This is a genomic window from Spirosoma pomorum (genome assembly GCF_054776615.1).
The window spans coordinates 123910-136778 of sequence record NZ_BAAHBP010000016.1 but is presented as its reverse complement, the minus strand read 5'-3'; the positions used below and the strand labels follow the sequence as shown (position 1 = coordinate 136778).

The window sequence follows — 12869 nt, the reverse complement described above, 5'->3', positions numbered from 1 at the left end:
TTTTGTTATGTATCAAAAACGGCTTAGCGATTTTCAACCAGTGCTTTAAACTCGTCAACCGTTACGTCCTGCGTAACGATCGTCAGTTGCGTCTTGGCGTATTCAATCACCTTGTCATCGTACACCTGGTTGAACAGGCTGGTGTAATTCTGACCGTTGTTTTTCTCATCCATCAGGTAGTTCCGGGCGATGCGATCGATTGTCTCGTTCATCTCCTCGTTGTCGCCACCCATGTAGCCGAACTGATTCCGAACCATTTCCCGGGTTGCGCCCAGTACTTCATCGAATTCAACTTTGATGTCAGCTTGTTCGGCAATTTTATTTTTGATCAGTTGCAACTTCACCGACTTGGTGAAATCACCGTACTGTTCCTCAACCTGCTCTGGCGTGAATTTACCTTCGTTTACTTCCAGCAGCCAGTTTTTCAGGAACTCGTCGGGTAGTTGGATCGCCGTAGCGTCGAGCAGCGTTTTCTCGATGTCGAGACGCAGCAGTTGGTTCGACTCGCGCTCGTAGTTGCTCTTAATGATCTCAGCCACTTTCACGCGGAACTGCTCTTCGTCAGAAACAGCACCTACGCCCAGTACTTTGTCGAAGAACTCCTGGTTCAGTTCAGCGGGTTCGTGGCGCGTGATATCATCCGTTTCGAATGTGAACTCACCCGTCAGGTTAGCCGCTTCTTCTTTCGGTGCACCCGTCGCCGTAGCCCGGGCTTTTTCATCCGGGAACGCCTGCTCCAGTTGGAACGTAATCACGTCGCCTTTTTTCGTACCAACGAACTGACCCTTTGCCTCTTCGGCCATCTGGTTCAGCGGGAACGCCGTTTTAGCCGAGAAACCAGCTTCTGCGCCTTCAGGCGTATTTACCTGCTTCAGTTCGCCGTAGATGGTATCGCCATCGCCTACTTCGTCAGCGTGGGTGTGCGTGTGGAAACGATCACGCAGTTCTTTGATCGTTGAATCGACCTCAGCATCACCGGCCTGAATTTCGTAGTCGGTTACGCTAGGCAGTTGAGAAAAATCAATATCAAATTCCGAAGCCAGACCCAGGGTATAGCTAAAAGCGAAATCTGTCTGATTATCCCAATCGATGGCGTCGGCCAGTTCCCGATTAGGAACAGGATCACCAACAACCTGTAATTTATTTTCGCGGATATACTGGCTGACGGTCTTGCTCAGCATCGCGTTGATTTCATCAACGAGGATACCTTTACCGTACATTTTTTTAACGAGCGAAGCAGGCACGTGTCCGGGGCGGAAGCCTTTCAGCTGCACCTTACGACCGTAATCCTTCAACTTCTTGTCTACCTCCGGCTTGTAATCGTCCGGCGTCAGGGTAATTTTCAGCGAAGCGTTGGTTTCGCTGGATTTGTCTAACGTAATATCCACGTTTGTGTCGGTTTTAAATAAAAAGAGCGAAAGAGGAAAAGAGCGAAAGAGTGAATTGTTTCGAAAAACGCTCTTTCACTCTTCCGCTCTTTCGCCTTTGCACATCGTACGGGCGGAGGGACTCGAACCCCCATGCCTCGCGGCACCAGATCCTAAGTCTGGCACGTCTACCAATTTCGCCACGCCCGCTTTTCCCGTCGGTTAAAGTAACGTTGTTCATTTCCTTAACCGGGTGCAAAAGTACAAAGGGATTTCATTAATGCAAGGGTTTGGGGAAAAGGTTTTATTTTTTCTTTAGTCTGTAATCAGAAATCGGGGATTAATTTGTTAACTTGTTATACGACTACAACCGAATTGCCATTTCCCGCTAGCGATACTTATGATAAATGCCGTCGAACGTCGCCCTAATCCGGAGCCTGTGATTGATTTAGAACAGGAGCGCCAGGAAATCCTGAAACGCTACCGACGACTGTTGCGAGCTGCCAAGCCCTCTCTCAAAGGCGATGACGCCAAACTGATAAAAAAAGCGTTTAACACCTCGGCCGAAGCGCACAAAAACATGCGTCGCCGATCCGGCGAACCGTACATCTACCACCCACTGGCCGTAGCTCAGATTGCCGTCGAAGAAATTGGGCTTGGTCCAACCAGTATTGTAGCGGCCCTGCTGCACGACGTCGTTGAAGACACAGATACGACGATTGCCGATATCGACCGAGCATTTGGGCCCAAAGTAGCCCGGATCATCGACGGACTCACGAAAATCTCAGGCTATTTCGAGTACGGTACGTCCCAACAGGCGGAGAACTTTCGCAAGATGTTGCTAACCCTGTCGGACGACGTACGGGTGATTCTGGTGAAGCTGGCGGACCGACTGCACAACATGCGGACGCTGGATTCGATGCCCCGCGACAAACAGCTTAAGATTGCTTCAGAAACGATTTACATCTACGCCCCCCTCGCCCATCGGCTGGGTCTGTACGCCATCAAGTCTGAACTGGAAGATCTTTATCTGAAGCACGTCGAGCCGGAAGCGTACAAGGACATTGCCCGGAAGCTGCGGGAAACCAAGCTGTCGCGCGATCGCTTCATCAACCGATTCATTGAGCCGATTGATAAGGATCTCACCGAAACGGGTCTCAAATACGTCATCAAAGGACGTCCCAAATCGATTTATTCGATCTGGAATAAGCTCAATAAATCGAAGAAACCCTTCGAGGAAATTTATGATCTGTTCGCCGTCCGGGTTATCATGGACGTACCGCAGGAACAGGAAAAAGCGGCCTGCTGGCGGGCGTATTCGATCGTCACAGATCACTATAAACCGAACCCCGATCGGTTGAAAGACTGGATCAGTACACCCCGAACGAACGGCTACGAATCGCTGCACACAACGGTAATGAGCAAATCCGGGCAGTGGGTTGAGGTCCAGATTCGGTCGGAGCGGATGAATGAGATTGCCGAAAAAGGGTACGCGGCCCACTGGAAATACAAAGGTAACGACACACAGACCGGCGCGGGTATCGAAACGTGGATCAGTCAGGTGCGCGATATGATCGAGTCAGCGGGTAGTGGCGACAAGAAAGCCGCCATTGAGTTCGTGGATGATTTCCGGTCTAATCTGTACAGTGAGGAAGTGTTCGTCTTTACGCCGAAAGGTGACCTGAAAGTCCTGCAACGGGGCGCTACGGCGCTCGACTTTGCGTTCGACATTCACACCCAGATCGGCGCGCGTTGCATGGCCGCCAAAGTTAACAATACGCTGGTTCCGCTGAGCCACGTACTGCAGAATGGCGATCAGGTCGAAGTCATTACGTCGAATCGGCAGAAACCCAGCGAAGACTGGTTGCGGTTTGTGGTTACCTCAAAGGCCAAAACCAAGATCAAGGACTTAATCAAGGAGGACAACAAACGATACGTTACTGACGGCCGCGATCTGGTTGCCAAGAAACTACGGGTGTTGCGGGTTGACATGACCAATGAGATAATCAATCAGCTACGGGCGTATTTCGGGTCCAAAACGACGGATGACTTTTTCTACCGGGTCGGAAAAGGGCACATCGACGTGCAGGAGTTGAAGCGCTTTAAAGCTGATAAGGATGCCAAAGAAAATCGCGCCAACAAACTCAATACCGATGCTTTGCCCGACGCGAAAGCGTTCGTGAAAGAACTGAAAAAAATCCACGGCGAGCGGGCAGATGCGGATATGCTGCTAATCGGCGAGGACATGGACAAAATCGATTACACGCTTGCCAAGTGCTGTAATCCGATTTCGGGCGACGACGTCTTTGGTTTCGTGACGATTAACGAAGGCATTAAAATTCACCGCGTTACGTGCCCCAACGCCGTTGAGCTGATGTCGAACCACGGCAACCGGATTATCAAGGCTAAATGGACATCCCAGAAAGAACTGGCTTTCCTAGCCGGGCTGCGGATCACGGGTACTGACCGGGTGGGACTGGTCAACGATGTAACGCGGGTTATCAGCAATGAACTGCATATTAACATGCGGTCGGTAACGATTGACTCTACGGACGGCATTTTTGAAGGAAATATCCGTTTGTACGTCCATGATACGGGCCACCTCGAAACGCTCATGCGCAAACTGGAGCGGGTGTCGGGGGTTTTTGAAGTCGTGCGGTTTGATTAGCGCTGCTTGGCCTCGCCCCTGGTTTTCCAGTTACTCGCCAGGGGTTCATTTGCTGATCCAGGCGTATTAGTACGCCAAAACCAGTTTTTAAGTCTTATTTTTGCACAAAAACTATCGGAACCGGATATGCCTGCGCCGACTCAATCGAATTTAGAGAACGCCCGGATGATTTTTACCGCCTACCTCGAACGGAAAGGCTTACGTAAAACACCCGAGCGCTTTGCCATACTTGAAGAGATCTACAACCGCCAGGACCACTTTGACGTGGACGAGCTGTATATCTCCATGAAGAACAAGAAATACCGGGTTAGCCGGGCTACGGTGTACAATACGCTGGACGTACTGGTTGACTGCGATCTGGTCACCAAGCACCAGTTTGGCCGGAACCTGGCCCAATACGAGAAGTCGTACGGGTATCGCCAGCACGATCACCTGATTTGCACGGACTGCCACAAAGTGATGGAATTCTGCGACCCTCGGGTGCAGAATATCCAGAACATGGTGGGTGACATGCTCAAATTCAATGTGATGCACCATTCGCTGATTTTTTACGGTTCCTGCAACCGGGAAAACTGCGAAAACCGTCAGGTGACCGAGAAGACCGAACAGGGTGTTCAGGTGCCGGTAGAAAACTAATTTGACTTGACAGGAGCACTCCACTTCGATCAGGAAACGCCTGGTCGGGCGTGCTCTTCTTTTATTCTAGTTCCTGTATCAATGGTAGATGTTTTATTGGGCCTCCAGTGGGGCGACGAAGGAAAAGGCAAAATTGTGGACGTACTGGCCCCACAATATCAGGTTGTAGCCCGCTTCCAGGGTGGGCCGAACGCTGGGCATACGCTCGAGTTTGACGGGTTCAAACACGTCCTTCATCAGATTCCTTCTGGAATCTTCAGAAACGATATTCTAAACATCATCGGCAACGGCGTCGTGCTGGACCCGATTGTCTTCAAAAAAGAAATCGATGGGCTGGCGAAATTCAACCTACCGCTGACCCAGAATCTACAGATTTCAAAGAAAGCATCCATTATTTTGCCAACGCACCGTTTACTGGACGCGGCTTACGAACAAGCGAAAGGCGAGTCAAAAATCGGCTCGACACTGCGCGGAATCGGCCCAACGTACCAAGACAAAGTTGCGCGTCAGGGTATGCGGGTTGGTGATATTCTGTCGCCAAACTTTGCGGATAAGTACAGCAAACTGGTTGCCCTGCACAAGATCATTCTGGACCAGAATAACTTCGACTACGCGTCGGTACTACCCCAGGCAGAAGAAGAGTTTTTCACAGCTGTCGAGTTCATGAAGCAGTTCTCGTTGACCGATAGCGAATACGTCGTGAACAACGCGCTGACGGATGGCCGTAAAGTACTGGCCGAAGGGGCACAGGGTTCGCTGCTGGACCTGGACTTTGGTTCGTATCCCTTCGTTACGTCGTCAAGTACCATGGCTGCCGGTGCCTGCACGGGTCTGGGCGTAGCGCCTGGTCAGATCGGCGAGGTCTTCGGAATTTTTAAAGCTTACTGTACCCGCGTCGGTAGCGGCCCCTTTCCCACCGAGCTGGACAACGAAATAGGCGAGAAAATTCGTCAGGAAGGTCGCGAGTTTGGTGCGACGACAGGTCGTTCGCGCCGGTGCGGCTGGCTGGACCTGCCCGCGTTAAAGTACACCATCATGATCAATGGCGTAACGCAGTTGGTGATGATGAAAGTAGACGTGCTGAACATTTTCGATGAAATTCAGGTGTGTACGCACTACCAACTGCCCGACGGTACGGTTACGGAGCAGCTCCCCTACGACCTGTGCGACACGGCTGTAACTCCCATTTATAAAACGTTTAAAGGCTGGCGGTCGAATCTGACCGACATTCGAACGTTTGATGACATGCCTGCTGAACTGGCCGATTACGTTCAGTTCCTGGAAGAGACGCTGGGTCTACCTATCAGCTTTATCTCAACCAGTCCTGACCGGGAAGCCATTATTCATCGGCAGGTGTTAACGGCTTAACTGTCAAAAATATATCGCCAGCGAAGGAGCATTCGAAGCCGGATGCTCCTTCGCTTTTTTGGCCATGCCTCGCTTCACCAGCTTGTATAAACAGGCTGGATTTAACTAATTTAGTAGCGTCAACGATTCCTATGTCCGTACGAAATTTTTACCAGACGCTCTATCAGTCCGATACGTTGTTCCGGCTGGCCGACGATACCTGGGCACCTGTAGTGCAGTCTGATTCGCCGGTATCTTCTTCTGTAGACGAGCTTGTTGAACCCGTCACGCCGGAACCTGCTACAGCAGCGTCCGGTTTTCTGGACGAGTTAGACGCAATAACGGCTGGTACGGTTACAATCACCAAGACGGTACGAACCGCCGAGGCCTTTGAGGAATCAGTGGATATAACTGAACTAGAACCTGTTGTTACGCGTACACCAGAACCTTTACCCCAACCGGCGCCCCGTCCAACAACACCGTCGATCCTGCCGCCTATTCAACAGCAATCACGTTTACCAAAGCTGAACCACAAAGTGCTCGTTCTGGCCGATGAGGAACTAGATCCCAGCAATCTGCTCTTTCTGGAGAAAATTCTGAAAGCAGTAAACCTCAACATCGACGGCGTCGATTTGCTGAATTTACATGGCGTGCGGGATGTCGATTTCGACGAACTGTTGAAAGGCAAATACATCAATCATTTCATTACGTTCGGGGTCCCTTTCGAACGGATCAACCTCGACATTATGATGGACCGCTACTCGCCGGTTCGGTTCGAGGGTATTACGTTCCTGATGGCGGATTCGTTGCCAACTATCGAAGCCGATCAAGCGCTGAAGAAGCGCCTGTGGCAGGCGCTCCAGCGCGTTTTTCTACAGCGGTACAATTAATTCTGTATCTGCGACAGCTAGTCTTGTATCCGCTGGGCAAAACGATGATAAAAGGGCGTTTTGCTGGCAGCGTGCTTGGGCTGGCGGTCGCCGGTAATGATCGGGATGTACATCACACGCCGTCGGCTGGCAGCTCCCAGATACGGGGACTGCTCGACGCGGTGCCAGAGGCTTCCATTATGAATAGTAAGATCCCCCGCTTCGATATCGAAGCCTACTTCGCGCGGATCAGGGCGGTGATCGATGAACTGGCGCTTACGAAATAAGGTCAGCAGCGTGGATTGCCGGTGCGTACCCGGTAGAACTCGCAGGCCGCCATTGGCCTGTGGGCAATCGTCCAGGTGCAGACCCACGTTGAGCATCGGCCGAATGCGCCGACCCAGAAACAAATCCCGTGGGCTATCCGTGTGCCAGCCCATCCGCGAAAAATTACTCTCGGGTGTTCGTACGTAATGATTGACGACCAGACCGTCTTTTTCGTCCGGGCTGATTCGTCCTTCGTAGGGCGATAACAATTGCGTGAGTCCCTGTAAGCGGGGGTCTTCCAGAAACTGGCTCAGCAGCGGACTATACTGGGACGTAAAGGCAAAGCGCTGAACGATCCGGCGGCCGGTTTCATCATACCCGAATTTGAGGGGCGTACCGTTTACCGTATCCACTTTCTCAGCCAGCCAGAGCGCTTCGACCCGCTGAATTTCGTGCAAAAAAGCCTGCACGACCGGGCGATCGACAAATCGTTTGATGTGGATGAACCCATTTTTAGCAAAAAAGTCAAGTTGCTGGGTGGATAATACCTGCGTCAGGTGGAACGGTTGCAATGTGGTGGTAGTCAGCATAAAATAAGATCGATTTAAGCTGTTCTGGAAAACAGACGTACGTAAAAGGTGTACACGTAGCAACCCGCGCAGAATCCCGCACCGGATTCGAGGGCCGCAAAAACGGCGAGTATACTCGCTGGCAGCAATGTTGGTATACGCAACAGATCAAGGCTCAAAATGAGGATACTGAAGACCAGCCCGATTCGGGCGGCAAAGCGTTTCGGTGCCAGGTCAGTCGCTTTATACGGCAGCCGGAGCGCCTGCACGATCCCGTCTGCTCCGTTCCCGAAGGGGCTGAACTTACCCAGGTCCATGCTGCGCAGCCCAAAGTCTAGCAATAGCAAGACAGGCAGCAGTACCCAACCTTTCAGCAGGTAGAGCAGCGTTGTCAGCAAGACAAACCCGGCCACCAGGCGTACTTTCGTTTCGTTGATTTTAACCCCGTCGACGGGGCACAGCAGCTTTAAATTCATCAATTTATTTTATTTAGATAGCCTGCGCCTGTTGCGGCATGCCATTGTGAATATATTTTGCCTGAGTAAACCCCTCGACGTTGTCGGCCAGAGAATGGCACCGAACCCACTAGGCAGTAAGGACTAACGACAGCCAGCCCCCGACTAGCCGATCCGATAGTTCGCCTACGCTCAGGTTTACATTATTACTACTTATAATCTATCTATTAAATAGATTTATATGGTAAATAAATAAGCCAGTTAACTGGCTTTGGTTACTGATTCTGTCCGCTTCGAGTACAAAGGTTACCAGCAAAACTTGGTTCTGCAAGAAAAAACACGAAAAAATGATTGTCAGCTATTTACCCATTAATCTATCGAGAGCTGGCACTATTCTACTTAGCCACTAGAAAATAAAGGCAATCTATTAATTTACAACTACTTAGGCATTCCTTCAGCCTCTGAACGGTTTAGTGAATGGCTATTCTATTCCGTGTGATCCCACTTGGCAGTAGGTAATTGCTACCAAGTTTAGCTAGCAAGAAGCATATTGTCTCTATCAATTTATTGAGGCACACAGCAAGTCAGGAAGAATTTGTTGGTTGTGGCTCGTTTTGTCAAGTGAACGAATAGCGTTCTAAACGCCTGTGCACTATTTTGCAGCAGCCGCTGGAGTCAATCCGACGACGGCCAATCACAGGCCGACGTTTCCCGGCGGCTTCTTTCCCGCAATTCTTTACTCCACTAGTCTACTTTCCAATGAATACGCCCCCGGAACGCTCCGACCTCTCGCCGGTTTCCCCATCCAGCCCATCGCTACGAAAGGTCATTACGACGACTCAGCTATGGGCTATTGCGGTAGGTATGGTGATCTCCGGGGAGTATTTCGGCTGGAATTACGGCTGGGCCACGGCCGGAACGATTGGTTTTTTCATCGCCACGCTGCTCGTTACAGTTCTTTACGTTACGTTCATCTTTAGCTACACTGAATTGACCACGGCGATTCCCGATGCGGGCGGCCCATTCGCGTACGCATCCCGCGCATTTGGCCCAACGGGCGGGTTCATTGCCGGCTTCGCTACGCTGGTTGATTTTCTGATGGCTCCCCCCGCCATCGCAGCCGCCCTGGGCGCGTACGCCCATTTTCTCCACCCCGAATTATCGGTACTGGGTGTGGCGGTGGCGGCTTACTTTGTCTTTATCGGGATTAATATTCTGGGCGTCAAGGAATCGGCTAATTTCTCGGTCGTGATTACCATCTTGTCCGTTGTGGAGCTACTGGTATTTATGGCGTTGGTCGCTCCGGCGTACAAAACCGAAAATGTGCTCGCCCATAACGAAGAGTTTGGCCTAGGTGGCATCTTCGCGGCCATTCCCTTTGCCATTTGGTTTTACCTGGCCATCGAAGGAGTAGCCATGGTAGCCGAAGAAGTCAAGGACCCGGACAAAACCATTCCCCGTGGGTATCTGCTCAGCATTGGCACCTTAGTTGTATTGGCTATCGGTACTATGCTACTCTGCGCGGGCGTGGGTGACTGGCGGCAACTAAGCCAGATCGATTACCCCCTCCCCGAAACCCTGGCTATGGCACTAGGCCGTCAAGACTCATGGGCTAAGGTTTTTGCTGGGCTGGGTTTATTCGGGCTAATTGCGTCCTTCCACGCCAATACACTGGGGTATTCCCGGCAGTTGTTTGCGCTGGCCCGGGCGGGCTACCTACCGTCGTTCATGGCTGACGTAAATAAACGTTTTAGAACTCCGCACTGGTCATTGATTATTGGGGGACTGATTGGACTGGCGGCTCTCTTTTCGGGCACAACGGGCGAAATCATCACCTTGTCAGCACTCGGAGCCGTACTGATGTATATCGTCAGTATGTTTAGTCTGTTCACCCTGCGTCGCCTTGAACCGCAACTCTCCCGTCCGTTTCAAACTCCCTGGTATCCGGTTGTTCCCGCCATAGCGTTAGCACTGTCGCTGGTGTGTCTGGTTGCTATTATGTGGTATTTCCCCGGCCTTACGGCCATTTTCGCCGGCTTGCAGCTAGTTTGCTGGCTGCTGTTTCGACTCCTTGTCCTCCCCACTTTGGACCAGCAAACCCAATAGCTACCGGACTTATATTTGGATCATTGGGGCACTATTCACGTATTTACCACCGTTTTCAACGCAGCAACCACGCTTGCGGAGGGTCATGTCTGCCCACTGCGGAGCTAACTCGTTCGCCTTGAACCGCTTCTGTCACCTGTAACTAACTCGTCCCATTGGGGGCGGTTCTCTGGCAGAAACGTAATGAATTGATTTTATGGAAATGAATAATAACCCCGATTTCCGTCATGGCTACACCAGTGGAGTGGAGGGCGTCAGTCGGGAAAATTACGAAGGTTACCTGTCGAGTCGGGTTAATTCCGATTGGCTGGCCGAACGTATTGAGCAGAAACAAACGGAACTGGCGGGTACTGAACGCCAGCTTACCGAAGCAACCAACGCCCGCCGGGACACCTACGCCGACCTGCAGAATCATGCATTGCAGGTAGAACGGCTGGCAAAACAGGTCGAGAATCGGGAAGCAGACCGGCTGGCGCTTATCGCCGACCGTGATCAGCTACGTGAACGTCGGGCGAAAGCGTCGCCGGACTACTCACTGCTGGCGGGTCTGTTGTTCCTGATTGCGGGCATATCGTTTCTGGCCGGGGACCTGATCATCTCCCACGAGATTGTTGCCTACGCGCTGAACATCCGCAACACCAACGAAGCGTGGGCCTTTGCGGTTGGTCTGGCCATGGTATCAATTCTGCTGAAACCGGCCTATGACCGGCTGATTGAACAACCGTACCAGGAAGACCCGGTGGCTAACCGCGGCAAGTATGAGCGGTTTAAGATTTCGCTGGCGGTATTCGCCGTACTGACGCTGGCCGTGTTAGGCTGGTTTCGCTACGAGGCTTACCGAACCGATCAATTAAAAGCCGCTATCAATAAATCGGTACGTCAGCTTCAACTCAACACCGACCAGACCGCTACGACGCAAACGCTCGATGACGTTACACTGAGTAAGATCGAGAGGCAGTTAAGCGAGTCGAGCGAATTGAATCTGGCGCTGGTCAACAGTCCCTGGGCGTTGCTGTCGTTCGTGCTGAGCGGAATTTTGTTTGCGCTGGCGGGGGCGGTCTGTCTGGGCATTGCCCTCCCCGTATTGGCGGCTTTCTGGTTTCGTTGGCTACAGGCGGACATTAAGCTCTGGAAACTACGCCGTCGCCTGAAGCGCATGGACACCGATCTGGAGCCGCTGCTGGCGCAACTGGCTGAGCAACGTACGCACCAGAACGTATTGCAGCATAACCTGGACCTGCTACCAACCCTCGACGAGTTGAAAGCCCAGCGGCAGACAACTAAAATCGAGCTGAACACCCTGATTGCCGAACTGAAACTGGCCTTGGCCGATAGTCGCATCAGTACGTTCAATGACGGGTATAATCAGGGAGAAGTCATCCGGGGCTCATTGACCGATGACGAGCAGAGACTTCTCCTGAAAGGACGTTTAACGACCGTTAACGGAACCAACGGACATGGCCCCGACAAACCAACGAACGGCAATAGCCATCCTCAGCCGCCCTATCAGCCCATTCGTACGGTTTCGGTTGATGAGGAGTAGTTTATATCTTGGCAGCTACGCCTGATTTGCCTTTATTGACAATAACCGAGATGCCCCGTAGTACAGCCTGAAACTGTACTACGGGGCATCAATACTGTTGCAGCTACTTACTTGACCGAATACGCTTTAACGGTATTGTGGAAGAAGGTTGGCACGAACAGTACCCGTCCAGCGGCATCGTAGCCAATATCCGCCGAGTTAATCTTTTCGGCTGACGTATCCAGTTTAAGCTCTGGGGTACCGTTTGCGCCGACGTACCAAACCTTACCGCCCCATTCGGTAACGATGTATTTTTTGTTACCCAGGGCGACAATGCCATCAATTCCTCCCGTTACTTTAGCAATTGTCTTCAGCTCTTTCGTGGCCGGGTTCATGGATAGCAGCGATCCGTCGCCGTTGCCGATCAATACCTGATCGTTTTCAAATAAGAGTCCGTTGTTTCCTTTCAGCGGAGACCCACCTAAGACGAGAGTAAGTTTACCATTCTGCAAAGCCCATATCTTGCTATCGTTCGAGTCCGAAACGTAAACGATGCCTTTCTTTGTATCGACGGCAATGTCATTGAGAAACTTCGCTCCTTCGACGGGATACCGATTGACAATTTTGCCGGTTGCCAGCGCGATTTCGGCGACCTGCGTCATTTCGGTAACGTAAAGTTTATCGCCTAGCATTCCCATGCCCTTCGTTGAGTTCAGATTCTCGGTGAATTTCAACTGAATCACTTTTCCATCCATCCCCAGTTTGGCAACGTAACTACTTTTGTTTTCCAACGACGGCCCGCCGTTGATGCAGGCTACGTACAGTACTTTCTTGGCAGGATCAACCAGTACGCATTCGGGAGTACGTAATGTTGTGTCCGTTTCCCAGAGCGGTTTCAAGTCGACTGTCTGAGCCTGAACGAACGACGTTGTCGCAACGGAACCGATGAACAGAAAGCGGGCTAATTTTCTCATAAGCGGTAGATATAGTTTCGTGAAGTATTCAGGACAAACGGAATAGATTTGTTCCTGGCCGGTGATTAAACCAGTATCAGGAGTACGCC

The 12869-nt window shown here is 51.5% G+C and carries 10 protein-coding genes and 1 tRNA gene; 6 read left to right on the top strand and 5 right to left on the bottom strand.

What is annotated here, in order from left to right; genetic code table 11:
* Positions 1-23: 23 nt before the first annotated feature.
* Together tig and ACYVAD_RS10570 are read right to left on the bottom strand one after the other, a co-directional pair.
* The gene (tig, locus tag ACYVAD_RS10575) at positions 24-1388 is read right to left on the bottom strand and encodes a trigger factor (RefSeq protein ID WP_461139452.1); all 1365 of its coding nucleotides are present in this window, start codon (positions 1386-1388) and stop codon (positions 24-26) included.
* A 107-nt stretch (positions 1389-1495) separates the two neighbouring features.
* A tRNA-Leu gene (locus tag ACYVAD_RS10570) sits at positions 1496-1577 on the bottom strand.
* A 190-nt stretch (positions 1578-1767) separates the two neighbouring features.
* Here ACYVAD_RS10570 and ACYVAD_RS10565 point away from each other — a divergent pair.
* The 4 genes from ACYVAD_RS10565 to ACYVAD_RS10550 all read left to right on the top strand — a co-directional run bounded on the left by ACYVAD_RS10565 (position 1768) and on the right by ACYVAD_RS10550 (position 6908).
* The gene (locus ACYVAD_RS10565) at positions 1768-4035 is read left to right on the top strand and encodes a RelA/SpoT family protein (protein ID WP_461139451.1); all 2268 of its coding nucleotides are present in this window, start codon (positions 1768-1770) and stop codon (positions 4033-4035) included.
* Between the two features lie 126 nt (positions 4036-4161).
* Positions 4162-4671, top strand: a complete 510-nt coding sequence (locus ACYVAD_RS10560; protein WP_461139450.1) for a Fur family transcriptional regulator — start codon at positions 4162-4164, stop codon at positions 4669-4671.
* A gap of 81 nt (positions 4672-4752) precedes the next feature.
* Positions 4753-6039: an adenylosuccinate synthase gene (locus ACYVAD_RS10555; RefSeq protein WP_461139449.1), complete on the top strand. Its 1287-nt coding sequence runs from the start codon at positions 4753-4755 to the stop codon at positions 6037-6039.
* Between the two features lie 131 nt (positions 6040-6170).
* The gene (locus ACYVAD_RS10550; RefSeq protein ID WP_461139448.1) at positions 6171-6908 is read left to right on the top strand and encodes a hypothetical protein; all 738 of its coding nucleotides are present in this window, start codon (positions 6171-6173) and stop codon (positions 6906-6908) included.
* A gap of 17 nt (positions 6909-6925) precedes the next feature.
* On the opposite strand, the gene ACYVAD_RS10545 is transcribed toward ACYVAD_RS10550, so the two are convergent.
* Both ACYVAD_RS10545 and ACYVAD_RS10540 read right to left on the bottom strand, forming a co-directional pair.
* On the bottom strand, positions 6926-7744 hold the full coding sequence (locus ACYVAD_RS10545; RefSeq protein WP_461139447.1) for a phytanoyl-CoA dioxygenase family protein: 819 nt from the start codon (positions 7742-7744) through the stop codon (positions 6926-6928).
* A gap of 14 nt (positions 7745-7758) precedes the next feature.
* On the bottom strand, positions 7759-8199 hold the full coding sequence (locus ACYVAD_RS10540) for a DUF4395 domain-containing protein (RefSeq protein WP_461139446.1): 441 nt from the start codon (positions 8197-8199) through the stop codon (positions 7759-7761).
* 738 nt (positions 8200-8937) lie between these two features.
* On the opposite strand from ACYVAD_RS10540, the gene eat reads away from it, so the two are divergent.
* Together eat and ACYVAD_RS10530 are read left to right on the top strand one after the other, a co-directional pair.
* Positions 8938-10284: an ethanolamine permease gene (eat, locus tag ACYVAD_RS10535; RefSeq protein WP_461139445.1), complete on the top strand. Its 1347-nt coding sequence runs from the start codon at positions 8938-8940 to the stop codon at positions 10282-10284.
* A gap of 196 nt (positions 10285-10480) precedes the next feature.
* Positions 10481-11827: an AAA family ATPase gene (locus ACYVAD_RS10530; protein ID WP_461139444.1), complete on the top strand. Its 1347-nt coding sequence runs from the start codon at positions 10481-10483 to the stop codon at positions 11825-11827.
* Between the two features lie 107 nt (positions 11828-11934).
* On the opposite strand, the gene ACYVAD_RS10525 is transcribed toward ACYVAD_RS10530, so the two are convergent.
* Positions 11935-12780 (bottom strand): SMP-30/gluconolactonase/LRE family protein, encoded by an 846-nt coding sequence (locus tag ACYVAD_RS10525; protein ID WP_461139443.1) that lies wholly within the window; start codon positions 12778-12780, stop codon positions 11935-11937.
* Positions 12781-12869 lie beyond the last annotated feature (89 nt).